21 protein-coding genes and 1 pseudogene are annotated in these 25,035 nt (G+C 44.6%); 14 read left to right on the top strand and 8 right to left on the bottom strand.

The genetic code is table 11. The features are described from left to right. Positions 1-10: 10 nt before the first annotated feature. The gene (locus ACZ439_RS11250; protein WP_464621024.1) at positions 11-1,012 is read right to left on the bottom strand and encodes a 4-hydroxythreonine-4-phosphate dehydrogenase PdxA; all 1,002 of its coding nucleotides are present in this window, start codon (positions 1,010-1,012) and stop codon (positions 11-13) included. 257 nt (positions 1,013-1,269) lie between these two features. On the opposite strand from ACZ439_RS11250, the gene ACZ439_RS11245 reads away from it, so the two are divergent. Further along, positions 1,270-3,108 (top strand): sigma-54-dependent Fis family transcriptional regulator, encoded by a 1,839-nt coding sequence (locus tag ACZ439_RS11245; protein ID WP_127607694.1) that lies wholly within the window; start codon positions 1,270-1,272, stop codon positions 3,106-3,108. A gap of 43 nt (positions 3,109-3,151) precedes the next feature. Here the strand turns inward: ACZ439_RS11245 and ACZ439_RS11240 are convergent, their stop codons facing one another. Further along, complete coding sequence (locus tag ACZ439_RS11240) at positions 3,152-3,997, bottom strand: AraC family transcriptional regulator (RefSeq protein WP_372814731.1); 846 nt, start codon at positions 3,995-3,997, stop codon at positions 3,152-3,154. 201 nt (positions 3,998-4,198) lie between these two features. On the opposite strand from ACZ439_RS11240, the gene ACZ439_RS11235 reads away from it, so the two are divergent. Next, a complete protein-coding gene (locus tag ACZ439_RS11235; protein WP_236595707.1) occupies positions 4,199-6,070 on the top strand; it encodes a beta-L-arabinofuranosidase domain-containing protein in 1,872 nt (623 codons plus the stop codon). A gap of 77 nt (positions 6,071-6,147) precedes the next feature. Here the strand turns inward: ACZ439_RS11235 and ACZ439_RS11230 are convergent, their stop codons facing one another. Further along, a complete protein-coding gene (locus tag ACZ439_RS11230; RefSeq protein ID WP_127607698.1) occupies positions 6,148-7,008 on the bottom strand; it encodes a helix-turn-helix transcriptional regulator in 861 nt (286 codons plus the stop codon). 615 nt (positions 7,009-7,623) lie between these two features. On the opposite strand from ACZ439_RS11230, the gene ACZ439_RS11225 reads away from it, so the two are divergent. From ACZ439_RS11225 to ACZ439_RS11210, 4 genes are all read left to right on the top strand, one after another. Then, positions 7,624-8,934 (top strand): ABC transporter substrate-binding protein, encoded by a 1,311-nt coding sequence (locus tag ACZ439_RS11225; protein ID WP_201317659.1) that lies wholly within the window; start codon positions 7,624-7,626, stop codon positions 8,932-8,934. A 55-nt stretch (positions 8,935-8,989) separates the two neighbouring features. Then, positions 8,990-9,865 carry a carbohydrate ABC transporter permease gene (locus tag ACZ439_RS11220; protein WP_127607701.1) on the top strand — a complete coding sequence of 292 codons (876 nt, stop codon included), beginning with the start codon at positions 8,990-8,992 and terminating at the stop codon, positions 9,863-9,865. Positions 9,866-10,078: 213 nt separating this feature from the next. Continuing rightward, a complete protein-coding gene (locus tag ACZ439_RS11215) occupies positions 10,079-10,729 on the top strand; it encodes a carbohydrate ABC transporter permease (RefSeq protein WP_236595706.1) in 651 nt (216 codons plus the stop codon). A 35-nt stretch (positions 10,730-10,764) separates the two neighbouring features. Further along, positions 10,765-12,402: an alpha-amylase family protein gene (locus ACZ439_RS11210; RefSeq protein WP_127607705.1), complete on the top strand. Its 1,638-nt coding sequence runs from the start codon at positions 10,765-10,767 to the stop codon at positions 12,400-12,402. A 289-nt stretch (positions 12,403-12,691) separates the two neighbouring features. Here the strand turns inward: ACZ439_RS11210 and ACZ439_RS11205 are convergent, their stop codons facing one another. Further along, positions 12,692-13,183, bottom strand: coding sequence for a hypothetical protein (locus tag ACZ439_RS11205; protein WP_164751891.1), 492 nt, complete (start codon positions 13,181-13,183; stop codon positions 12,692-12,694). A 67-nt stretch (positions 13,184-13,250) separates the two neighbouring features. Continuing rightward, a complete protein-coding gene (locus ACZ439_RS11200) occupies positions 13,251-14,285 on the bottom strand; it encodes a transposase (RefSeq protein WP_127608846.1) in 1,035 nt (344 codons plus the stop codon). Between the two features lie 222 nt (positions 14,286-14,507). Between ACZ439_RS11200 and ACZ439_RS11195 the strand changes: the two genes are divergently transcribed. The 8 genes from ACZ439_RS11195 (at position 14,508) to ACZ439_RS11160 (ending at position 20,991) form a co-directional block, all read left to right on the top strand. After that, positions 14,508-14,909 carry a hypothetical protein gene (locus tag ACZ439_RS11195; RefSeq protein WP_464621023.1) on the top strand — a complete coding sequence of 134 codons (402 nt, stop codon included), beginning with the start codon at positions 14,508-14,510 and terminating at the stop codon, positions 14,907-14,909. A gap of 687 nt (positions 14,910-15,596) precedes the next feature. After that, positions 15,597-16,178 (top strand): hypothetical protein, encoded by a 582-nt coding sequence (locus ACZ439_RS11190; RefSeq protein ID WP_464621022.1) that lies wholly within the window; start codon positions 15,597-15,599, stop codon positions 16,176-16,178. Between the two features lie 218 nt (positions 16,179-16,396). Further along, positions 16,397-16,738 (top strand): hypothetical protein, encoded by a 342-nt coding sequence (locus ACZ439_RS11185; protein WP_464621021.1) that lies wholly within the window; start codon positions 16,397-16,399, stop codon positions 16,736-16,738. 427 nt (positions 16,739-17,165) lie between these two features. Further along, positions 17,166-17,516 (top strand): hypothetical protein, encoded by a 351-nt coding sequence (locus tag ACZ439_RS11180; RefSeq protein ID WP_054800309.1) that lies wholly within the window; start codon positions 17,166-17,168, stop codon positions 17,514-17,516. 60 nt (positions 17,517-17,576) lie between these two features. Beyond that, entirely contained in the window at positions 17,577-18,812 is a 1,236-nt protein-coding gene (locus ACZ439_RS11175; protein WP_464621020.1) for an ISL3 family transposase, read from the top strand. A 114-nt stretch (positions 18,813-18,926) separates the two neighbouring features. Continuing rightward, positions 18,927-19,544 carry a hypothetical protein gene (locus ACZ439_RS11170; protein WP_464621019.1) on the top strand — a complete coding sequence of 206 codons (618 nt, stop codon included), beginning with the start codon at positions 18,927-18,929 and terminating at the stop codon, positions 19,542-19,544. 9 nt (positions 19,545-19,553) lie between these two features. Beyond that, a complete protein-coding gene (locus tag ACZ439_RS11165; protein ID WP_464621018.1) occupies positions 19,554-20,204 on the top strand; it encodes a ubiquitin-conjugating enzyme family protein in 651 nt (216 codons plus the stop codon). A 619-nt stretch (positions 20,205-20,823) separates the two neighbouring features. After that, positions 20,824-20,991, top strand: coding sequence for a hypothetical protein (locus ACZ439_RS11160; protein WP_464621017.1), 168 nt, complete (start codon positions 20,824-20,826; stop codon positions 20,989-20,991). 463 nt (positions 20,992-21,454) lie between these two features. On the opposite strand, the pseudogene ACZ439_RS11155 reads toward ACZ439_RS11160, so the two are convergent. The 3 genes and pseudogenes from ACZ439_RS11155 to ACZ439_RS11145 form a co-directional block, all read right to left on the bottom strand. After that, positions 21,455-23,015 (bottom strand): annotated as a pseudogene (locus tag ACZ439_RS11155) (IS3 family transposase). A 209-nt stretch (positions 23,016-23,224) separates the two neighbouring features. After that, positions 23,225-24,295 (bottom strand): sensor histidine kinase, encoded by a 1,071-nt coding sequence (locus ACZ439_RS11150; protein ID WP_054798530.1) that lies wholly within the window; start codon positions 24,293-24,295, stop codon positions 23,225-23,227. 1 nt (position 24,296) lies between these two features. After that, the gene (locus ACZ439_RS11145) at positions 24,297-24,983 is read right to left on the bottom strand and encodes a response regulator transcription factor (protein ID WP_201317655.1); all 687 of its coding nucleotides are present in this window, start codon (positions 24,981-24,983) and stop codon (positions 24,297-24,299) included. Positions 24,984-25,035: the final 52 nt, after the last annotated feature.

Here is a 25,035-nt window from a genome sequence, read left to right as displayed (position 1 = left end):
ACCCCGGGATTTATTCTCGAACCATTTTAACCGCCAATTTCATCGCAGTGATCATAGCGCCAGGATTGGCTACTCCTTTACCGGCGATGTCAAATGCCGTTCCATGGGCAGGCGTATCCAATACAACGGGAAGTCCTCCGTTTACAGTGACACCTTTATCGAATCCTATTAACTTCATCCCCGTCTGTGCCTGATCATGGTACATGGATACTAAACAGTCAAACGGGTTTTCCTTTAAACGAAGGAAAATCGTATCTGCTGGAAATGGTCCTACTACGTTAAGTCCTTCTTGTTGAGCAGCCTCAACTGCAGGAATAATTTCCTCAATCTCTTCCATTCCAATCAAACCACTGTCTCCTGCATGTGGGTTATATGCAGATACTGCAATCCTCGGGTTCGTAAAACCAGCTTTTTTGAGAATTACATTCGCGAACCGAATTACTTCCAGTACTCTTGATTTAGTAATATGTTGCGCGACTTCCTTCATGGGGATGTGGGATGTAACTCTTGTTACCCATAAATCCTCTAGGACGTTGACTTCACCGAAACCCGATTTATAGTCAAACAGCGACGCAAGTAAGTGAATGTCGTCCTCAAATTGATACCCGCCTTTATAAAGCGCGCCTTTATTTAATGGAGCGTAAACTACACCATCCAATTTCTTGTTTTGGGCGAGTCGAGTTGCGAGTGTCAAGTTATCGCCTGTTGCTTTGCCGGACTCAGCGGAAAGTTTACCTAACGGTAACGTAAGGGGATCGGTGTTTGCCGTATCTATGAGCCAAGTCGTTTCTTCATTCGGGTCGATCTGGTCTATGCTCTCAATCTTTCTGTATTGGAGCGAACAATTAGCAATTTCCGCCCCTAATTGAAAGACCCTCTCATCTCCAATTAATACCCAAGTAACGTCTTCAAATAAGTCCTGATTTTGCAGGGCTTTTGCCACCAATTCAGATCCTATACCCGTCGCATCACCGTACAGAAGCCCCATCGTAACCTTGCGATTGCCGCTCATTTAATCTCCCCATTTCGATATAGTGGATGTAATTTCTCATTCGTTTTGCCTATCTGAAATCATTATATTTTTCGAAGTTTCATAATACAACACGCTAAGAAGAGAGATGTGATGCAAAATATAGCATAGTGTACTAAAATTTTATTGAAATTAAACATTAGTGACCTCCAATGGTTATGTACAAATATAAAAGGTTGTAATATATACTTATCCAGTAAAAATGCCGGCTTTAGAAATAAACAAAGGAGATACCATATATGTTTAAGTGTTTTGTCATAGCACCGTATGAGGGCTTTAAAGAGATGATTCTTAATATAAGAGAAAACTACCCTTTTAGAATCGATGTAGAGATTGGGAATATCCGAAGGGGTGAGGAGCTTCTTAATCATGTAGAGTATCACGGGTATGATGTCGTCATTTGCCGAGGAGCAACCTTTGAGTTATTTAAGAAGCATAGTCAAATTCCAGTTATTGAGATAGAAATTACAAGCTATGACATACTCCGCACGCTTACGATACTTAAAGGATTTAAAGGTAAAATGGGGATGATCGGTTCCGCCAACGTGCTCCAAAATGTCAAACTGATAACGGAGTTATTGGAAATAGAGGTGCTGGCGCAAACAATTGAGACTTTCGAACAATTTGAGCAAGCGGTCATGGAGGCCATTAGGCAGGGGGTTGAAGTTATTATCGGAGATGCGCTTACGGCTTCTCTGGCCGAGTCCAAAGGGATCCAAACCGTCATGATCGCATCAGGCAAGGAAGCTATTGATGGTGCCTTAAAAAAAGTTACGGACCTGTATTATTTCTATAATCAGATCGAGGATGGAAATATCAGGTTCTCATCCTTGCTGGATAAGTTAAATCAAGGGATATTTATCATTGATTCCAATAACCGTATCATCCTGATTAATAATAAAACGGAGGAATTACTTAATCTACCTAAAGAATCAATCACCCAATTAACATGGAAAGAGTGGCTAGAAAAATGGCAGTTGGACGACTTAGCCGGGCTCACGAGCCGGAAGCATCGTTTAATAAATTGGAATCAAAAATGGCTTATCCTTCAAAAATGCCCATCCTCAAAGGATGAACTTATTTTTACCTTGCAAGAGACAGAGCAAATTTTAGATCTCGAGCGAATACTGAGACGAAAGCTAAACGGTGACACCTTATTGCCGGAAGGAAAAGTAACCCTTAAACAGGTCATGAAAAAGCTGAGAGTAGCCGAGGGGGATTTGAGTAACTTAGAAGCGTGGGATCGGGCTTGCAAACCCGTTCTTATTTGTGGAGAGGCAGGCACCAATAAAGGCGTACTCGCAAAGGCTTTATATCATAACTCCCAATTTAATCGAGGCCCTTTTATTGCTTTTGACGAGCATCTCGTATCGCCACCTGAAGTAGTGGTTAACCGCCTTTTCGGGACAGAGAATCAGCAAACGGAAGGGTTAATTGAAAAGGCCCGCGAAGGAATGCTTTACATTAAAGAAATAGGTAAATTACCACTCACAGCTCAGTCGAAATTAAGCGAAATATTGCTAAATCAATCGTCCCGTTTCCGATTGGTGACTTCGAGCTCCATCGATTTACTTTCGGAAGTGCACGCTAACCGATTCCATATGGAGCTTTACTACCAATTGCGGCCGCAATGTATCTCGATTCCCTCTCTGCGCGAACGGATTGAAGACCTGGATGACATCATTCGTTGGTATCTTGCAGAAGTTAGCATGACGATAAACAAGCAAGTCATAGGCTTTAAGCCGGATGTTCTTAAAAAATTAAAGTCTTATCATTGGCCCGGTAACCTGACGGAGCTAAAACACGTCCTGTGCGAATTAATTGAAAGGGCGAATTCGATGTTCGTTACAATGGAAATTGCGAAGCCCATTCTTGATAAGCAATTCTCGATAAATCCTAGAAACCAGCTTGTCCCTGATTTAACTAAAGATATGACCCTGGAGGAAATTGAAAGACACATTATTCTCATGGTACTCGAGCAAGAGGAGTACAATCAGTCCAGAACTGCAAAACGGTTAGGCATTAACCGCGCTACTCTGTACAGAAAAATAAAAGAGCATCTACAAGGACAGACATAACGGGATGTCCCAAACTCCTTCATTCGCCTGATCGTTATTAATATCAATCAGGTGTCCACATTCGCTTGCGGTAATCTCGCGGACTGGTACCCGTAGTCCTACGAAAGCATTTGTTGAAAAAAGAAAAGGTCTCAAATCCGGATTCCTCGGCAATTCGCCCGATTGGCAGATCCGTATTCATAAGCATCCGCTTCGCCTGTTCAATACGGTATCTTGTGATGTACTCCAACGGAGTACAGTCGTACACCATTTTCATGCAGCGAGTGATGTACATCGGATGAAAGCGTAGGCTCGTTCCAAGCAGTTCGTTGCGAAACGGCTCACGGTAATGCATCCGCAAGTAGGTGACGGTTTGTTCGGCAATGCGGTAAACGGAAGACGTATGGCTGTCCGACTTGTCCTGACCCAACGCCAGAAGCAGCTGCTGGAAAGCAATCTGATGCTTCCACTGCACACTGGAACGACGCACCATGCCAAGTAACGACTCCAGCTGCTGATAAACACTGCTGTCTAGTGACAGTCGGCCAAAGCGGGGGATGAATGCAACGAACTGCGATTCTTCCGGGAAGGGCTGCGGAATAGCGGCCCCCTCTGGAACCTCTGACCATTCACCCATCGGTTGAAAATGCAGCCAGTGAAAATGGGTTTCCTCCTCACAGCCTTGTGTCGCATAATGGTATCGATCCGGGCGAAGCAGCAGGAAGGTACCGGCCTCTAAACGCCACTGGCGTTCTTCTTCTCCAATATATAAGCAACCGCGAGTTACCACGAGCAAATCAAACACGCCAATGGAATGACGGCTGGGATGTCGCTGTCCCCTTTCATACACATCTTCTCCACAAATTAGAAAGTGCGGCAAAGGCGGACATACCAATTGAAATGAGTTCATGTGAGCAGGCCCCTTCTTCATCGGAACGTTAGCATTATTCTACTTCGCCCCTCATCGTAACCTTTATTATCTTGATTGTAAATCCAGCTCGTTGGTTTAAATCGGACTAAAAATAGTTGGGAATGTAGTTTTTTGACACTCCTAGCATCCACTACAATGTGGGGGGACATGATTTCAATATTCTTGGGAGGATGGGATGGCATGATGTTAAAACAACCGATTTTTACCCCTTTGCCGCTGGGGAGTATCAAACCATCTGGGTGGATTCGCAACCAATTGAACATACAGGCAGATGGACTAACTGGACATTTGGAGGAGCATTGGGAAGACGTCGGTTCAGACAATGGATGGTTGGGCGGCAAAGGAGAAAGCTGGGAGCGTGGTCCTTACTATGTAGACGGGCTTCTTCCGCTCGCCTACTTACTGGAAGATGAGACACTCATCCGCAAAGCCATGAAGTGGGTGGAATGGGCGTTATCCAGTCAAAGGGAAGACGGCATGTTTGGCCCCAATCACATCACGACCGTTAATAATGATGTGAATAAACGACATGACTGGTGGCATTTTACCATTATGCTGAAGGTACTGACCCAGCATCAAGAAGCCAGCGGTGATGAGCGGGTCATTCCATTCTTAACGCGGTTTTTCCGGTATCTTGACGGGGTGATCGAGCAGATGCCTCTAGAGGGTTGGGCACAAGCACGCGGAGCAGATTTGATGCTGTCCATACTCTGGTTGCATCAACGGACAAATGAAGAGTTCCTGCTTCAGATTGCAGATAAAATAAGAAAGCAAACGTTGGATTGGCCAGGCATCTTCAATGACTTCCCATTTTGGCGAAAATATGAAGGGAAGTTCGATCATCGCACACATGTAGTGAATGTGGCTATGGCACTGAAAACGCCGGCGTTGTTCTATCGGTTGACCGGACAGGAGGAACACCGGGAGGCTGTGTACAGAGGACTGGAAAGCCTAATGAAGTATCATGGGCAAGCCCACGGGATGTTCTCCGGCGATGAGTGGTTATCCGGTACCCATCCAAGCCAGGGGGTCGAACTATGCGCCGTGGTTGAGTACATGTTCAGCTTGGAGCATGTTGCCAGCATCCTTGGGGACGGGAGATTCGGAGACACCTTGGAGAAAGTTGCCTATAACGCTCTGCCGGCTACGATCTCGGCGGATTGGACTTCACATCAATACGATCAGCAGGTGAATCAGGTTGTGTGTAATGTGGCCAAACGTAACTGGGTGAATCGGGATGATGCCAATACGTTCGGACTAGCCCCGAATTTCGGATGCTGCACAGCAAATATGCATCAAGGCTGGCCCAAGCTTGTGTCTCATCTTTGGATGTCCACACAGGATGGCGGGATTGCTGCTGTTGCTTACGCACCGTGCTTCGTTCGTACAACGACGGGTAGCGGCAAGCAAATCACTGCTGAGGTGATCACCGATTATCCCTTTAAAGAAAGCATTCACATCCGGCTTTCGCTGCAGGGCAGCGAGACATTCCCGCTTTACCTGCGGGTTCCAGCTTGGTGCCAAGGTGCCGTCCTGAAGATCAACGGAAGCAGTCAAACGTTCACCACGAAGGATGGTTATGCACGCATCGAACGCGAATGGGGTGACGGCGACGAGATTGACTTGTCGCTTCCGATGGAAGTAAAGCAATCTCGCCGCAGCAACTTCGCGGCAAGCGTGGAAAGAGGGCCTTTGGTGTACGTGCTGCCTATTACCGAAAGCTGGACTTGCATGCGCAACCGGGAACGTTTCAGTGATTGGGAGGTATATCCAGCTTCTCCTTGGAAATACGGTCTAATTGACGGGACGGACACACGTATCACCATCAGTGAAGATGAAATACCTTATCAACCCTATCAGGCATCCAATGCCCCGGTGCGCGTAATACTAAAAGGACAACTGCTGCCCAATTGGGGCTTTGACATGCATTCCGCGGCAACGCCGCCGATGCAGCCAAAGCTGGATCCGACGCAGCCAGTCGTAGATCTGGAGTTGGTCCCTTATGGCAGTGCCCGTTTACGTATTGGTGAATTCCCGGTAGTGCAAAAGTAACGCGAACACAATAATTACTATACAAAAATCCGCAAGCTCGACCTCGGTCGATGCTTGCGGATTTTTTGAGTTATTCTCTAATTTCCGCCTTTATATCTGAATTGCTGTCTAAATTTGTGGGGGGTAATTTTTTCGGCTTTGCAAAAGCATTTCGTGAAGTAGGAGCTGCTGTGAAAGCCGACTTCCTCGGCAATGCGCCCAATCGGTAAATCGGTATTAAGCAGTAAAATTTTCGATTGGTCGAGCCGAACAATCGTTAAATATTCCACAGGTGTGCAACCGTACACTTTTTTCATACAGCGCGTGATGTAGGAGGGATGAAAGTTAAAAATTTTCCCGAGCTGTTCGTAAGTAATTTGCTCTGGGGAATTTTGCCGTAAATATCGGGCCGTATCATCGGCCAATCTACTGACGGCGGAGGATAAAGGCTCTTGTTCAATATGAAGATCAAAGAACAGCTTTTGAAAAATGGTTTGCTCTTCCCAACGGGACGAATAAGCAGGCTGGCCCTTTAATGTGAGTAGATTGCGTATTTGCTCGTAAGCATTGGTCGGATTTAGCAATTTCCAATATCGGGGTATCGAAACATTAAAAGAAAGCATGAAATGGCTTTGCACACCTAAGAAGCCGCGATTCTGCTCTTGTATTTCGATCCATTTGCCGATGCTTTGAAAATGAAGCCAATAAAAATGGGTTTCTTCATCACATGGATTCAACTGAAAATGATAACCATCGGGCCGCAAAATTAGACATTCACCCGGTCCCGTCCTCCACTGTGTATCACTTTCCATCATCAGTAGGCTTCCACGAGTGACGAAAATCATATCGAACACACCGATGTTTGAACGTTCGGCATGGCTTCTTCCAATCGCATAAGTAGCTTCCCCACAAGCGACGAAATGAGGTAACGGTGGTGATTCAAAATGGAAATAACTCAAGTCTATCACCTAAATTATATTGTGTCATATTGTGCTAAAATTGGGTCAACATTATACTGTTTCACATTCACTATTATTAATATACTTGAAATTGTTAGCATTAGTAAACTAAGGAGCAGAATCAAAGGGGGGAGTTATCGTTAGTTTTCCTCATTTTAGGAGTGTAAACGCTAACCTTGTAGTTATCGAGCTGAAAAGGGTGTGTCAGTTTTTACCGAAGATAATAAGTTGAAATTTGTAAATCGTCTTCTTATATAAAACTCGGATTATCGTATTGATGTTTTTGGAGTGCAATGGTAGTATCAGCCTATTATCAAAAACTGATACCATATCGAGTCGGAGAGTGCATCTCCGCTTCTAAATATGTACAATGTGCAAGAACTGTGGTAAAACGTCCTTTAAGATATTGCTTGATGTGAGCGGTAAGAGATTCGCACACAAGAAAATACGATCTTCGATATACTTGAGAACTGCAATAAGGAGACGCTCTTAAAGTACTTATGTAAGCGGTTGCTAATCGAATCGGCAGGGATGTAATTGAAGCGGGGAGCTTTTAGATCCTTTTCAACAAGCAAATCCAAATGCCCAAAAGATATATCAATGGAGGTTTTATGTATGCAAAAAAAACTAGTGAATGCAGCACTGCTTGCCAGCTTGTTCGTACTCGCTTTGACCGGTTGCTCCGGACAACCGGCCGCAACGAATGGTGGGGAAAAGGTGAATGACGGAGCGAAAGCTGCTCCGGATTCAGGTGGAGCCAAAAAAGTCGTAACGATGTGGACTCGTGAGAATGGCGCCCGGTTATTAGAAGCAGCAGTTAAAAAATACAACGAGGAAAATAAAAGCGTAGAAATCAAAGTCACATCGATTCCTACCGAGAGCTTTAATCAGCAATTTACCGCTGCGTTATCGTCCAATTCGGTTCCGGATATCGTATCCGTTGATCTTGTTCTGGCTCCCTATTACTCATCAATTGGTGCGTTCAAAGATATCACACAGCAGTATAATGGTCTAAGCTTTAAGGACCAGCTTAGCAAGAGTATGCTGAACCAGGGACAGAAGGATGGCAAACAGTTCGCTTTACCGTTTAACGCAGACGTCTCTGCTTTTATTTACAACAAGGCACATTTCCGGGATGCAGGACTTGATCCGGAAAAACCGCCGGTTACCTGGAAGGAGCTTCAAGAGTACTCGAAAAAATTAACGAATAAAGACCGTTTTGGATACGTGTATGGCGGTGGTACTGCCGGTACACTCATGTTTACTTTCATGCCTTACGTTTGGGGCAACGGTGGGGAGTTCCTCAACAAAGATGGTACCAAGGCGATGGTGAATTCGTCTCAAGCGATCGAAGCGCTGCAATTTTTATCGGACCTTACCAATAAGGATAAAGTGGTTCCTCCTGGATCGCCGACCTATACGTCCCAACAAGCCTTTGACGCCTTCACGTCTGGCAAGGCGAGCATGATGGTCAATGGTAACTTCCGAGTGTCTGATTTGAATCTGAAGTTTTCCAATATCGAGTACGGTGTCGGAATGATCCCGAAAAATGAGGGCAAAGGCCACGCTTCCTTCGGTGGAGGAGAGCTTATCGCAATCACGTCCGGTTCAAAACAGCTGCCAGAAGCGTGGAAATTTATCGAGTTCGCGTTGTCCAAAGAAGTTCAGGTCGAGACGTTCGCGAAAAATGGATCTATTCCGGTACGCAAGGACTTCTACAACAATCCTTATTTCGATAAAGAACCGAAGTATAAGATGTTCGCACAGTCACTTGATGTGGCGGTAACGCCTTTTACCACGAAGTACAATGAACTATATGATCCGATTCTCAGTAACGTTCAATCGGCGCTTCTAGGTAAAACACCAGCTAAAGATGCGTTCACGAAAGCCGCTGCAGACATGGACGCCATCCTGCAAAAGAAATAAAACATAATGCAACGGAATGGGGAGAGACCTCCCCTTTCCTTGCTGTGGAGGACACATGACTAAAATCCGCATCAAACCAGTCCATCTGCTATTCGTACTTCCTGCTGTTTTGTTGAATCTGATCTTTTTTATTTATCCACTAATCCGTTCCCTCATCATGTCCTTTTATAACTGGCCGGTGCTGGGGGAAAAAACGTTTATTGGTTTGGATAATTACATCGATTTGTTCAAGGATAAAACTTACTGGAGTACCTTATGGTTCACCCTGAAGTATACGCTTATGGTAACTCCGCTCATCTTTATTGTTGCTTTTGGCCTAGCGCTCCTTATAAATAAACGATTGCCGGGAATTATCTTCTTTCGTTCCGTTTATTTCACACCCGTCGTGATTTCTATGGTGTCCTCCAGCTTGGTTTGGCTATGGATATACAATGACTTATATGGTCTGCTGAACTACTATTTGCTGGAGTGGGGCTTGATTCAGCAGCCTATTGTTTGGATGGGCGATGCAAGCACATCGTTGCCGGCTATCGTGCTTATGATCGCATGGAAAACCTCGGGCTTTACGATGATCATATTGCTCGCTGGACTGCAATCTATACCTCAGGACATTTATGAGGCTGCTAATGTGGACGGCGCACGCCGCTGGCAAGTGCTTCGGTATATTACCCTTCCCTTGCTGCGTCCTTCGTTCGCCTTAGCTTTGATATTATCGGTAATCGGTTCGGTGCTTGCTTTCGAGCAGTTTGTTATCATGACTCAAGGCGGGCCTTCTAACACGACGACAACCGTCGTTCACTTGATTTATAAAACGTCATTCAAATATTTCCATCTGGGATATGGCTCGGTGATGACCTTCGTTCTGCTCTTTATCCTAATTATATTAAGTTTAATTCAAATGCGTATACTGCGGAATCCGGTAAATTATTAAAGGTGGGACTTTATGGCTTTGATTCGTTTTCTCGATACATTGAAGCGGCACAAATTCAAATACTTATTCAATATCGTACTTTCTGTCTTATTTCTTCTTCCGTTCGCGTGGACGCTAAGCACATCGCTGAAGAAGTCAAAGGAAATTATTAAAACTCCTCCGGAATGGATCCCGTCCTCGATCACCTTTGAGCATTATCAGGAAATCTGGGGCATGAACAACGGCTTGTTTCAAACGTATTTGTTCAACACAATCGTACTGACAATCATTTCAGTGTTGCTCATCGTTTTGGTTGGTGGGCTCGCAGGGTATGGGTTTTCCAAGCTTGAGATCCCTTTCAGCAAAATATTTCTTTTGTTGATTCTAATAGCGCTCATGATTCCGTTTCAGACGCTGTTAATTCCGCTGTTTTCCATAATGAAGAGCCTCAATCTGCTAAATACCTATCTTGCTCTCATTATCATTTATGTCACCTTCCATCTTCCGGTGGCGGTATTTATGATGCTTAATTCGTTCGACGCTGTGCCGGACGCCATACGTGAATCCGCATTGATCGACGGGGCAGGGGAATTCCAAATCTTTTTTAAGCTGATGATTCCACTCGCTTGGCCGGGGCTTGCAACGGTAGCGATACATTCTGCCTACACAACATGGAACGATTATATTGTCGCGCTGGTATTCACGACAACGGATGATATGCGAACCCTGAACATAGGGTTGACGAATATGGCTATTGGCCAGTACGGCAACGATTGGGGACTGCTAACTTCAGGTTCCATCATCAACTTTTTGCCAATGATCATTTTGTTTGTGTTTCTCCAGCGGTTTTTCATCAGCGGCCTAACGAACGGTGCTGTCAAGTAAAAAGCTGCCATTTAATATTGAGGGGATGACAATAATTGCAATTTTTTAGTTTTGATTTCAGAGATCCGATTTACAATTTCGACGGATGGAAACTTAGTTTTCAAATTATTACACTCGAAAACACTTATGGCTTAAATCCAGAAAAAACACAGTTTACGCAAGAGGACGGCTCTTGGAAGCTGGTTTGTGAGGAGCTAAGCTTCGCCGGTCAGCAGCAGCAGAAACCAGGCCGCTTCACACTCCAAGCGGTTACTAATGATCAAGGGCAGTTGGTGTTAAAAATATCGGCAGAGGCCTCTCATAAAATCCGTTGTGTGAAGGTGCTTGTGCGTGAATTGGATGCCATAGCGGTGTACAATGCAAGCACCGAAAAAGAAGATGTCGTGGGTGCTGCTGGGGATATTTATCATTACCCGTATAATTGGATTCATCGTGAGAATAACTTGAAGATTCCTGCATTTTTTGTGCGTGAGATCGATAAGGATGGCTGCTTGGCGTTTCAATGCCAAGATCATAAAGTGAGGGACAAGCGGTTTGCGGTTTATCCAGAAAAAATGGGTGCAAACACAGGTACCTATACGGTCGAATTGATTCACGAAGAGTCCGCAAGCAAATTTGACGATAAAATCGACGTTCCAGCCTGGGTGCTTGGCCGCAATGTAGAGCCAACAGCATTCCTCAACCAATATCTTGAGTTTGCCGAGTCTCCAAACGGTATCGGCTTAATACCTTGGAAGGACAGAACCGATATGCCGTCCTGGGCGAAGCAAATCTCGCTTTGTCTCACGCTGCATGGAATGCATTGGTCCGGTTACATATTCAACACATACGATCAAATGCTGGAGATTATCCGCTATGCCGCAGAGCGTACAGATGGCAAAAATATTTTGGCCTATTTACCAGGTTGGGAAGGTCGGTATTACTGGCAATACGGGGATTATCGTCCGGATCCGCTCCTTGGTGGGGAGGAAGGATTCCAGCGTTTATGCGAGGAATCACGAAAGCTGGGGGTCCATATCATGCCGATGTTCGGGGCCAACTGCGTGAATGCTTGGTTCTCTAATTTCCCGCAGTACGGGACAGATGCCAATATGAAAACGGCTTCGCGAAACCAATATCATGGCAACGTACCGGATTGGGATTTGAGCCGATCTCACGATACCGGATGGCAGGCTTGGCTCAATCCGGGAGCTCCCTCCTGGCAAACAGAGTTGACTCGGCAGGTCACTCGTCTGATGGATCGATATGGCTTCGATTCCGTCTTCCTGGATACCGCCCATCACTGGGTGAACGATCCGGATTTCGATGTATGTCAGGGACTCAAGGGCTTGAAAAATGCAATTGTGAAGGATAGACCGGATGTCTTGGTCACCGCCGAGAATTGGTACGACGGCTTGCTTACAATATTCCCCACGTTCCAAAGTCGACCATTTCTGAAAAACCCTAGCTGGGTAGGGCGATACGCGAGAATGGTCGCCCATCTGCTCGAAGCCGAACCAAGCCGGGGCAGCACTGGGGTGCATGAACTGGGATACTGCCAGTACGAGCCGAGGCAGCTTAAGGAAGAATATATTCCGACGATTGCCTTCGTCGACGGTACGTTCGAACAAGCTAAGGCTGAATTTGATAAGGTCATAGACATGGCAAATCACTACAAAAGGATGTTCTTGTAATTTATTAAGTAACAAGGTAAGGCTACCGCTGCACAAACGAAGATATGATGATCATTGAGAGACTTCTAGCAGAAGAGGCAGCAGGTAGGATTTCTTCAATGTAAAAGGTTATAAGACGCATAAATGAAAAAATGCGTGGTATTCTATTCCATATGAGAGGGGGTTGTGGTATATTTAACTAAGAATCTTGTTTTAACCTTACGTGAAGTCAAATGCCCTAGTGGCGGAATTTATGAGAACAGGTGTAGTCTGCTTGTTTCCAAGGATTCCCTCTGCTGGGGCTTTTTTTCTACGACAGACCAATTAACGCACAATACTTGTTTTCTATTTTTTCAAGGTACTTTGCAGGGTTGCTTCTAAACCGACGACGTTTCGTGGCTTCTTCCAGTCGTTTTGACCAACGATTACGTTCAGCGTGAAAAACCTCATAGGTAACACCTTGGAGTCTGCTTAATACATCAGGTTGCCGGAGTGCGTCATCGACGAATACAACAAACTCTCCAGATCGAACGATGTATTCGTTCCAGCTGCGTAGTCCCGTCATACGTCGATGGCGTGTCTTGGTTTGACGAAAGAATCGTTCGTGGTCATTGTTGGTTCGAGGAACATGAGGGTGGTCATAACAAGTAAAAAGCCCTTTCCAGAATCCGTTGGTGTAACTCTTAAAATTAGAAACCATCGGTTGGTCGGCTTCTTCTGTAAATGTTAGCTCTAACCATTGCATCAGGCATTGAAAATGGAATCGTACAGATTCACTTGTTTGATCATCGTCTGGATTCAAGATATTAGCTGCATGATGCAGCGGCTGCGCCCAGCGCTTAACTTCTTTGTATAGCTCGCTAAACTCATTAAGTTTGTTGAATATTCTGAAAACATCTTGAAGCAGGGAGGGCCCCTTTTTTATCCAGACAGTTTTGAAGCGATGTCTGAATGGTCTGTGCGGTTTCGTAAATTCGAACTCCAGGTAAATCTAACGGCGGATTTCCATCCTCTAGGAGCACGGAACGAACCGCGGCTAAATAATCTTTAGCTACCTCGGATTCTGGTGAATCGTCTTTATCTAATTTTCTTTCGATTTCACGGATCCCGCGGAGACTTTTCTTAATTCCTGTTTTTAACTTTCGATCGAGATCCACGACAGGTTTCGCTATATCCTTTAAGTAATGGTATTGACAGTATTGGTAGGGTACCTCCGGAAGGAGCGACTCCATGGCAAGGCGTATCGATTGCTGCCCATCTGTGACAATACCGATGATGCGAAAGCCAAGATCGATGACCGGCCGAATAAGCTCTTTCAGTTCCTCTGACGAGCTACTCTTCACGCTTTTTGCGACGAGGATGGTTCCACTAAATACTTCACGAACAACGTAAAGCGTCTCATTGCCTTTCTCGGGTTGAACACCGTCCATGGAAATCATGATTCCACCATGTTCTTCAGCAACTGGCATTAGAGCAGATTTCACATGATCCGTAACACTAGAGCGTAATAAAGTGACGTATCTCTCGTACAATCTTTGAGAGTTGCGTTCGGAAGTAGATATGCCGCGTTCATTCAGTTCTTGAGTAATTTCACCGATCGTCATGTGATGCTTAAAGCGTAGTTGTCCAACAAGGGCCAATACGTCGAAACCATAGGATGTATGTTTCATACACAAGGAGTCTGCTTCTGCTGATTTATAGTATGTTTTGGGGTATGCACAACTTGGATTTGGACATGCGTATGCCATACTCCAAGCTTGAATAACGCCGTTTAATGTGGAGATGTTCTTCTTCCAGGCTGTGTGACTTCTCTTCAATTTCGTTCCACAGTGTAAACAGCATTCGAACTCAGGTCGATAATATATTTTTCTCTCGGGAATAATTCGATTTTTAGGTAGTGGCATTAGAAAAAACCTCCATCAAAGTCTCTAGATAATACTTCGACGAAGGTATTGGAAATCCCTGTTAGTTGATTGGTCATTCGTAGTTTTTTTTGCGTAGGAAATCATATGCGAGGGAGGAGATTCTATTGGATCAAAAGGGTACTCAGCGCGCAAGTAGGTAATCGAACGGTTATCTATGCTGCAGCAAATGTAATCCCATATTGAATGAACAAGGAGCGGGTCTTGATTGCCGGTTCTATTTTTTTATGTCTAGGAGGAATGCCAGATGGCAAAACGTTTGATAAAGAATACATGCGAGAAATGCCCCCTGATGAGAAAAAAACTGTCAATCTGATCGTAAGTAGGTTTAGAATCACGATTGGAAAAAGCACTTTTCATTTTTTGAATCCAAAAGGTGTATGTCAGTTTTTATCTAGTTACGCAGACGGATTGAAGCAGCAAATTCCTTTGAGGAAACGATTGGCGAACTTCTCGCACCAGGGCTTGTCATCGGTTTATAAACGAATCTTTGCTTTAACTCCAAGGTGGGAGTATTTTAAGTCCCCCACCTATGGAGGAGGGGGCAAGGAGGATGTTGTATATGTCGAAAAAGATAACCCAATTATTTCGGCTTCTGTTTATTGAACTGGAGGACGAAGATGCAGAAATTATAAATTATCGTCACAGTAGGTTAATCATCGTCGATGAGGATTTAGAAGTTACTGCATGAGGGTTTTAGGGGCCGTGGCGATTGTCGTCATGGCCTTTTATGCTAAAAAGGGAAGGATGGTTCATTTGCTCGACTACCAAGCAGAGGCGAGTCGGAGGGTCCGTAGTTTTTTGAAGAAAGCGCGGCGCCGGCAGTATATTCAATCGGTAACTGGATCAAGGAGCCAAGTAATCCGGGTGCATGACGAAGACTTGTGGCTTAATCCGAAAAGGGCAAGTTCGCCGAACCAAATTTCGCGAAAGCGGTTGGTGAAGGCAGCAACGTATATCTACTATACGCGAACTTGCATAATTAAAGACGTGGAACGATTCTGCAGAATGAGCTTCGCACTCTTTGGTTGCCTTGTCGAGATGTTTGCCGACATTTCACGGGTCATAGTAACCAGGACGGGCCTGCATCGTCTGACGATTTTAGGCATACGCGTCTGGCTCTCCGGAACCGAATCACATCCAAGGGATCTCGCATTAGCTGCTTCACGCGGAGCGAGGTGGGCTATGTTTAATTATTTGTACCTTCGAAAACAGGGGACCGATAATTGGCGAAGGTATAGGTCGGAGAACGGAATTGAAAAGCTCTTTATCGACAGCGGGGGCTTTCAATTGATGAACGGATTTAGTTTTGGGAAGGTAAAGGCTTGGGAGCTGCATGACTGCCCAATCGACATCGAGGAGTATTCTAGCTTCTTAAGACGTTATCGCAAAGAATTCTTTACATGGTCGAATCTGGATGTCCGTGGAAATGATGCGTTATCTGCAGCGCATTTCAAATTTCTTTGTGATGAAGGCGTATGCCCGATGCCTATCTGGCACATTGACTCATCGCCGTTTTCCTTTCTGGACGAAATCCTTACCAAGGTCGATCCACCGTGCGTTGGTATAGGTGGCATCCTAACCATTGGTTCGTGGAAAAAAAGGTACGAGCTGCTGTCCGAAGTCTTCACTCGATATGAAGGTATAAACTTCCATGGATTTGGCGTTTGCGATCAAAACTTGCTAAGGTTTCCTTGGCATAGCGTAGACCTGACGGCGGCCATTGTCGCTCCGCGGAGGTTTGGAAACTACCGGGGGCAGGTTCCGAAGGAACCGAAATGGGATCCGACTCGCGCTATACACGAAAGCCTAGATTTTGTAGTGGGGCTGGAGAGCAATTATCATGGGCAATTTCAAGGTCAGTTGTTTGATTAAATATGACGCATAGTCGCAAAAGAGGGGTATAAGTATGTTACATATTGAAATTCCAACCGCTTATATTTTGTTAGGCGGATTTGCTTTCGTTATCTTGCTTCCAATAATTGTAGCAGGGCTAATTAGGATTTTGTATCGATCCTCAATGCAAGGCACCGGTCATTTTTGTCGGTGCTTCTTCTTCATCCGGAACAAAGAGATCCGCATACTTCAAAACGGTGGGCAAGGATATAGATAGTAAGCATAAGGAGGGGTGCGGTTTTTTTGAACCTCTTGACGTAGTTGAAGCGATCCAAAAGACTGCACTCTATCAGAAGAAAATTTTGGAATCAGAAGGTGTTCCGAAGCAAATTATTAATCTGAATCTCAAAAGACTGGATCCGGACTACGTAGCAAAAGAGCCAATCGAGCGTAAAGAAAAGCAAGAAGAAAAAGATGACAAAGTTAAAGTGGAGGACGATCGGGAGGCTCCTGGTTCGATTGGATCGCTGAAAAGCATAGTGAAGCTATTGACATCCCTCCCGATTTTTGATCATAAAGTCCTGTCGATGCACTACTAAATACCCCTATCCACCTCCATACAGGCTAATCATACGAGCGTTAGAAAAATATTACAACTATATTATTTAACACCGTTCTGCCCCAATTTATGTAGTTATGAATTATCATTTTCAAAACGAACATATGTTCCGTATATAATAATACAATGATATTTTGATGGCACGGAGGTGAGCAGACGTGGATAATGTTGCCGGAAGGCGCACATTATTGATGGCAGATTGCGAGTCGTTCTTATAATAAAAAAAAACTGACGTGGTCCACAGTTAGAAGTATGGTTTACATCTAAAACACTGCATCCGGGTCCCGGGTCTGAGAAGATTGGGAAAGGACTATTATATTTTTAAATATCCAAAGACGGATAAATGATTATAAAATTCAAATACGGATATAATTCTAATAAATCGAACTTTTCAAGGAGGTTTAGATATGAATATTAATTTATTGAGCAAAGCCTATGGAAAAGTAACAGCTCGAGGTATTACCTTTAAGGGAAACCGATTTACTTGTTCTAAAGGAATTCGTGAACAATGGTTTGAACAGGCCGCGTTTAATAGAGCATGGAGGATTGTAGTTTACTTTACGTATGAGTCTGATGCAATTATTTACATAGCAGACGATTCAGGTGGACTAGAGGAGTGCCGCCAAATCGATACTATTAACGTTTATTCAGACGTCAAACTTCAGCAATACTTCCAGAGTATTCAGAATCTGATGGCATTGCGGAAAAGTCAACTGCATAATAACAGAGTTTATAAAAACAGCTTCTTCGCTGTTTAAAGTGCGAACACCTGTCAATACTGGAAATTAAGAGACCAGTAGAGGATGAGGTGTTTTCAAATGTTTGTAGCAAATCTTAAGGAAGGTCAGTTGGAAGAACTGCTTCATATTCCCGAGCCGTGGTATATCGATCGGGTTGATTTCAGCCTGGAAGCCAAGCAGTTGGACGTGTATGTGAAGTTTCGTCAGCGGGCGCTATTTCCTTGTGCCAAGTGCGGAGCCCCTAATCAACCTGTTCGAGATATTGCCAATCATGACCGCACATGGCGGCATCTGAATTTCTTCGAATATCCCTGCTATATTCATGCAGAGCTTCCCCGAACCAAGTGCGACCAATGTAATTCCATCACTGGGGTCAACGTGCCTTGGGCGTTAGACAAACCGAAACACTATTTCACCCTGCACTTCGATGCGCTTATCATAGCACTGGCTAAAGATATGCCGATGAACGCCATCAGCCGATTTGTAGGCGAGCACGATACACGCTTGTGGCGGATTCTCCATCACTATGTCGATAATGCCATCGCAGCACAGGATCTCTCGTATGTGACGAAGATCAATACCGACGAAACATCGGCCAAACGTGGTCACAACTACATCACCATATTCATGGACCCGGAGCAGAAAAATGTCATCTGCGTGACCAAGGGCAAAGATTCCAGCACATGGAGCGAGTGTAAGAAGCAACTGGAATCTCATGGCGGCAAAGCCGAAAACATTACCGAGGTTTGCATGGATATGTCGCCAGCCTTCATCAAAGGTGCAGAGGAGAACTTTCCAAAAGCCTCGATCACCTTCGACAAATTCCATGTGATACAGGCCGCAAACGAAGCCGTTGATGAAGTGCGCCGTACCGAACGGAAGAGCTGCGCAGAACTAAAAGACACGCGATATATGTGGTTGAAAAACCCGGAAAATCTGACTGCTGCGCAACAAGAAACGATGGCGAAACTGAAGGACTGCGATCTGGATACCGCCAAAGCCTACCGGATGCGGCTGATCCTCCAGGAGATCTATCGCTATCCGGCTGCAATCGCACCTATGGTGCTGCAAGACTGGATTCAGTGGGGACTGCGTTGTCGACTGGCTCCAATGGTCGAAGTCGCCAAAATGCTGCAAAACCACTACGATGGCGTCGTCCGATGGTTTTCATCCAAACTGACAAACGGTCTGCTCGAAGGCGTAAATAGCTTATTTCAAGCGGCCAAACGGAAGGCCCGAGGCTACCGCTCCGAAAAGAACATCATCGCTATGGTCTACGTATTGGCAGGAAAGCTGAACTTCGCCTTGAAATAAGAAAAGAATTGGCAACAGCATGGAGCCACGCATCGCTCGCACCTGAACCAATTCCCTTGTCCAGCACCAGTATGCCCATTTGTAGTCTTGTTTATGCTGCAACAGATGGTGGACGTGGAGCGAAGCATCTATACCAATTCCCTTGTCCGATTTTCAAAGGTTTTCTGGAAATTCGTAGAGCTAATTTTGGCTGGTAGCATCGCTAGTGGCGAAGAGCCTAAAAACAAAACACCTCTGCAAAGATGTGTTCAAATGCTAAAAAGGCACAGGGATATTATGTTCGGTGATGATGAATCGAAACCCATTTCAATAATTATCACAACATTGGCAGCTCGAGCCTATAATGGAGAGACAGATATCTTTACTGCTTTGAATAATATCCTAGAAAAAATGCCTAAGATGTTGAATCCAACATTCCCGCGAGTGCCGAATCCAGTTAATCCGGAGGAAGACTTCGCAGATAGATGGGCAATGCCTGAGTATGAATATTTGAAGCTTGAGCAGAACTTCTTTCTGTGGTTGAGACAAGCACAAATAGATTTTCATAACATCACGTCTTCAAATGATGCAAAGTTTATAAGTGAAAGTTTCAATAAGAAGTTCTCTGTAAAAGTGAACAATGATGAACTCGAAAAAAAATTAGGAACAATTAGATTGGATGGTATAACCTCCCCAACCACCAAGGAGCATAACATTCAGGAACCAATTAAACCATGGAAACATTCATTTTAGGTGTCAAATATGATCTTGCATGGAGCAGAGGACTTTTTACGAGATTACCCAGGTATGTCATTCGCCCCAATGAAGGGTTCATTACTTTCCCTCAGAGGGACATTTAGATTTAAAGCAAGTTATAAGGATGGTCCAAGTATTAAAGACAGTTATGAGTTGGAGATACATATACCAGAAAAGTTTCCATATGAGTTACCTAAAGTTAAAGAACTAGGGATGAAAATCCCAAGGGATTCCATGCACCATGTTAACTGGGATGGTACTTTGTGTTTCGGAGCTCCTTTAAGAGTCGTATTGAAACTCTACAAATCCCCAACAATAAATACGTATGCAGAGGAATGCTTGGTACCATATTTATATGCAGTATCGCACAAGTTGCAGTATGGTGGGGAGTTTATCTTTGGCGAGCTTAAACATGGAGAAGAAGGCGTATTAAATGATTATTTAGATTTATTAGGTCTGACACATCCTAAGCAAGTGGTGGAAACTCTGACTCTCTTAGGGATGAAGAAGAATATTGCAAATAAACGGCCCTGTCCTTGCGGTTGTGGTAAAAGGCTAGGAAGTTGTCGGTTTAACGATAAGGTTAACGAATTAAGGCGTGTGGCACCGAGGTCATTTTACTCAAATCATGTAAGAAGCCTTGGAAGCGGGATGTAATAAGACTTATGATACCAACAATGGAGTTTCCAACCTTGTTGAAAGGGATATAATTAGTGGTATCCAACTTTACAGTTTTTTGGAATTTTTAACACCTCAGATTAAATTCAATAAAATCAACAAAATCGGTTTCCAAGTTATTTACCGCCCGACAGCTGCCGCGTGTATGACCGGCAGCTTTGTTGCGCTAACGGGCAGGATAGCGTAAGCTATGAGATTTCAATATATACGGTTCCCCGCGATGTATCTAAACACAAAGTACAGTTAGAGCAAAAAAATTGTATCAATATATAAACACTACACTAAAGATACCGTTCCTAGAAATGAGCTGTTAAGATTGAATGTCTTCAAATTCAATATTCCTTGACAACAAATGATTTCTAATTGCTTCATCTTGAATTGCACAATCATAAAGCTCTAGATTGTAATTATGTATAGTATCTGAATGATTTCTCAAATCATCAAAATACGTCTTTAATAATATCATGTGTAGGAATCAGTAATTTGAAATATAAGTTAGCAACTATGAAAATATTGTTAAAAAACTCGCGGGAAAATAAAGTCCCATCAAAGGTTAATGCTATAATATAATCAACCTTCATAATTAGGTGGTGTGTACATGATTGTTGCATATCTAGGTCTTGTTGGAATGTTAATTTTTCATGCTATTTTATTTATTGTAGTTTTAAGTATTATTCGAAAAAAATTTGGTGCTAAACCAGCTATTATTTTTTTAGGTTTAATGTTTATTGCTGCCTTCCGGCGTATATTCAATTTGGAGTCATAATTGGTTACTGGCTGCATCTGCTGTTATATTGAGTATCAGTATTAAAAAGGGTCTATACAGTAAATTGGTGTAAAAAACAGCGACAGCCTAATACTTTATTTTCTTTGAACACCTTGTCCGGTGATAAAGATCTATGGAACCATTAAAAGATGTGTGGAACCGATAAGCAAAATGATTGAACATCTAGAAGGGAGCCCGAGGGGAAAATTCGGCGCTCCCTTTTAGTTTGCGTAAAAATTGATTACACACATAGCTTCGCTTGTTATTCGAGATCAGTGTCTCAACCAGCCTCAAACATGTTTCTACAAGTAGGGGGTGAACAGTTTAGAGCTCGGGGTCAAAGCCCCACGGGCAGTTACGTTCTACCCCGGCTACCCGTACTAAACCCTTTAAAGATAAAAGAGGTCAACCAGTAAAAATGAAGTGCCCCCCGTCAAGTAGACAGTGGAATAAAATAAAATGATTAAGCTGCCTTAGCTCGAGCTTCCATCGGGCTGAGGCTGTTTAATTTCTTCTGCAACCGCTCGTAGTTGTAAAAATGAATGTAATCATCGATATCTTTCTTTAATGCATCAAATGTTTGGTATTTGTGGAGGTAGTATTTCTCGCTTTTGAGCGTCCCCCAAAATGATTCCATGGGGCCATTATCAATGCACTTGCCTACCCTCGACATACTCTGTGTTATCTCGTGTGCTTCTAAGCGCCTTTTAAAGCCCCATGACGTATATTGAAAACCTCGATCACTATGCAACATTGGCGATGTTCCTGGTGCGGCTTTCAATGCCCTATCCACCGTTGTGAAAACAAGGTTATTGTTGTTGGAGTGGCCAAGTACGTAGGCCACAATGGACTTATCGTGAAGATCTAAGATGGCGCTGAGGTAAGCTTTCTGCCCCTTACCGTACTTCATTTCGGTTACGTCGGTCACCCATTTCTCATTCGAGTTCTCGGCAGTAAATTCTCGGTTCAACAGATTCTCCGCTATCTGTTCAGGCGTGGATTTAACGTATTTCTTTTTCTTCCTGCGAATGACCGATTGGATGCCTGCCAGTTTCATCAGGCGATAGATCCGCTTGTGGTTAATCGCACGATCCAGCTGTTTTCTTAAATGAAGGGTTAACTGGCGGTAGCCAAAGATGCCGTCCACCTTCTCATAAAGCAAGATCATGGCATCCGTCAGTTTTTCATTTTCTTGCTCTTGGAAGCTGGGTTCCCGATTTAACCACTTATAATAGCTTGAGCGGGGAATACCTGCCACTTTGCACAGCAGTTGAGTACTAAAACCCGTATTTTGCTGCACGGCTTGAATGGACAGGTAGATGTTCTCCTGACGTACCCGACTTAAAAACGCCTCCTTTCGAACTCCTCTAACTTTTTTAACAGGGCATTCTCCGCTCGCAGCCGTTCGTTCTCGGCTTCTAACTTCTTCATGGCCAGCTTTTGCCGTTCCGCTTCACTTAATTCTTCTGTTGGTTTATTTTGCCACGTCGGTCCTGGAGAGCATCTTCTGCCCCAGCATCATATTTCTTAACCCATTGATAAACTTGCTGATAAGAAACCTGATACTTTTCGGCTGCTTTATGATAATCGCGATTTTGAGAAAGGCAGTACAATACGATGTCGATCCGTTCTTCCCAGGTTGTTGTCCGTCCCTTTGTCATAGCGGCTATGCCTCCATTCTTATACGATCTTAGACCGCTATGACTATTATACTTTTTAATCCAGTTCCTGAGTTGTGTACGGCTTGCAATGCTATATTTTCTTATGATTTCGTGTTGTGAGTACTTCCCGGAAAGATAATCTTGAACCGCTTGTAGTTTAAGTTCGACCGAATAGCTCGTATTCTTTGAACGAAATTCCAACCCTTCAGCTCCGTACAGTTCATAACGACGTCGCCAGTCTTTCAAAGTACTCACGTTAATACTATATTTGTAGGCTATCCCGCTTAGTGACCCTTGCCCCGCTTCAAGTTCCTTCAATATAGCCAATTTCTCTTTCCCGCAGTACTCGTTAATTTTGGACATGAAAAACCCCCCCCCTTGGTAAATAGGTTTTATTATTTCACCTGTCTACCTAAAGGGGAGCATATCAAAACTGGCTGACCTCATAATACGAACGGGCAGTTTGATTCAACAGCGGTTATTATCACCGTTATGTACCCTAAACAGCGAAGGCTGCCCAATGTCGGCAGCCTTCCTTTGCATCTTTCGGTTATTTTTGGGTTCCAGTCTTCTTATCGGTTAGCGGCAGGAATCCAGCCTGAGAGGATTGCGCCTCCACTCGGGTGGTTACCTCCAGCAAGCTCGCCTCCATGCTGGCGGATGATTCGCTGTGATATGGTTAGCCCTAATCCGGCTCCTCCCGTCGCACGATTTCTCGACTGCTCTCCCCGATAGAGAGGTTCAAAGATACGTTTGAGCTCCTCCGGCACAAAGCCCGGCCCTGAATCTTGGATCGTGAACGATGCTCGATCTCCTTCCCGGCGGCATTGAACGAGAATTCGTCCATGAGCAGGTGTGTACCTTACAGCATTATCCAACAAATTGCTCAACGCGCGCTCTAATAAGTGCAAATCCGCTCTAATCAAACAACCATCCGGCACGTAAAGGGCGACGATTGAGATGTGCTTCTGCTGCGCTTTCGGCTCCAGGCTGTCGATCGATTTCTGAACAATATCGTTAAAGTCAGCGGTGTCCTCGCTTAGCTCTGTTTCCAAATACTCCATCTTCGTAAAGGTGAAGAGATCCTCAACCAACCGGTCCAATTGAGACGATTTCTCCTTGCAAACAGCCACATACTTTGCGATTTGATCCGGCGTTCGTGCAATGCCTTGCTCGAGCCCGTCCAAATAACCGCGCAAGGCAAATAAAGGTGTCCGCAAGTCATGCGCGACGGCAGCGATAACGAATCGTCGTTCCTCCTCAAGCTCCGCTTGCTTCCGGTGCGAGTTTTCCAGTCCATTCACCATGACTTCAAATCCATCCCGAACCTCGGCGATCTCTCTGATGGTCGACGGGGGCAGCTGAACGTCCCAATCGCCTGCAGCGATTTGCCGAGCTGCCTGGCTCATTCTCTCAAGGGGCATGAGAAGGAGTCTTCGCATGCGAACGCCTACAATAACGAAAGCGAGCAGCAGTCCTGCGAACGCAGCAACCATGGGAACCGTGTACGAATTCGGCTGGTCCTCTCCAATATGCAACGATTGGGTCGTGATGAAGTGTGCCGCCACAAAGAAAACCCATGGCAGCAGCAGAAGGAGCACCAAGCTGAGCAAGGCATAGGTACGAATACGAAGCTTCCTCATGTTACACGCCCTCGAAGCGATAACCAACGCCCCATACGTTGGTCAAATATTGTGGCTGATCCGGATCGTGCTCGATCTTCTCGCGGAGACGGCTCAGATGGACGCGAATCGTATGCTTATCGCCGACACCATCCCAGAACTTCGTGAGCAATTGGTCATAGGTAAATACTTGTCTCGGGTGCTCCGCAAACAATCGCAGCAACTCATATTCCTTCGGCGTGAGAGAGACGCTCCTTCCGTCTACGAACACATCTCTTGTGGACAAATCGAGCTTGAGGCGGCCATAGTCCAATACCTTGACCGTGCTTGTTTGCTGCGTGCCGATGCGTCGTAGAACAGCCTTTACGCGGGCAACGATCTCGCCGGGTGAAGCGGTTTTGACGATATAATCATCGCCGCCGAGAGTCAGCCCTCGAATCTTGTCCACATCATCGCTGCGAGCGCTCAAGAAAAGGATAGGAACGTTGCTCTCCGCCCGAATCCGGCGACATAACTCAAATCCATTTTGTCCCGGCATCATGATGTCAAGGACAATACAATGAATTGAACTCTGTTGGAACACGGCCCATGCTTGTGCGGTGTCACAAGCGGTTATAACATGAAAATTTTCGTTCTCCAAAAAGTCCCTCAAAAGTTCAACGATACTTTGGTCATCGTCTACAACTAGTATCGTATTTATTACACTCATGTATATCCCACCTTTGCACCCTATTTTATCACTTTTTCTGCAAGAGCACTCG

This window comes from Paenibacillus sp. JCM 9796 (assembly GCF_055379675.1).
The sequence above is the reverse complement of the archived record's forward strand: the minus strand, read 5'-3'. Positions and strand labels throughout refer to the sequence as shown.

Coding starts and splice junctions, on each gene's coding strand:
- ACZ439_RS11250 (WP_464621024.1), bottom strand. CDS start 1,012: ATGAGCGGCAATCGCAAGGTTACGATGGGGCTTCTGTACGGTGATGCG.
- ACZ439_RS11245 (WP_127607694.1), top strand. CDS start 1,270: ATGTTTAAGTGTTTTGTCATAGCACCGTATGAGGGCTTTAAAGAGATG.
- ACZ439_RS11240 (WP_372814731.1), bottom strand. CDS start 3,997: ATGAACTCATTTCAATTGGTATGTCCGCCTTTGCCGCACTTTCTAATT.
- ACZ439_RS11235 (WP_236595707.1), top strand. CDS start 4,199: ATGATGTTAAAACAACCGATTTTTACCCCTTTGCCGCTGGGGAGTATC.
- ACZ439_RS11225 (WP_201317659.1), top strand. CDS start 7,624: ATGCAAAAAAAACTAGTGAATGCAGCACTGCTTGCCAGCTTGTTCGTA.
- ACZ439_RS11220 (WP_127607701.1), top strand. CDS start 8,990: ATGACTAAAATCCGCATCAAACCAGTCCATCTGCTATTCGTACTTCCT.
- ACZ439_RS11215 (WP_236595706.1), top strand. CDS start 10,079: ATGAACAACGGCTTGTTTCAAACGTATTTGTTCAACACAATCGTACTG.
- ACZ439_RS11200 (WP_127608846.1), bottom strand. CDS start 14,285: ATGCCACTACCTAAAAATCGAATTATTCCCGAGAGAAAAATATATTAT.
- ACZ439_RS11190 (WP_464621022.1), top strand. CDS start 15,597: ATGAACGGATTTAGTTTTGGGAAGGTAAAGGCTTGGGAGCTGCATGAC.
- ACZ439_RS11180 (WP_054800309.1), top strand. CDS start 17,166: ATGAATATTAATTTATTGAGCAAAGCCTATGGAAAAGTAACAGCTCGA.
- ACZ439_RS11175 (WP_464621020.1), top strand. CDS start 17,577: ATGTTTGTAGCAAATCTTAAGGAAGGTCAGTTGGAAGAACTGCTTCAT.
- ACZ439_RS11165 (WP_464621018.1), top strand. CDS start 19,554: ATGATCTTGCATGGAGCAGAGGACTTTTTACGAGATTACCCAGGTATG.
- ACZ439_RS11160 (WP_464621017.1), top strand. CDS start 20,824: ATGATTGTTGCATATCTAGGTCTTGTTGGAATGTTAATTTTTCATGCT.
- ACZ439_RS11150 (WP_054798530.1), bottom strand. CDS start 24,295: ATGAGGAAGCTTCGTATTCGTACCTATGCCTTGCTCAGCTTGGTGCTC.
- ACZ439_RS11145 (WP_201317655.1), bottom strand. CDS start 24,983: ATGAGTGTAATAAATACGATACTAGTTGTAGACGATGACCAAAGTATC.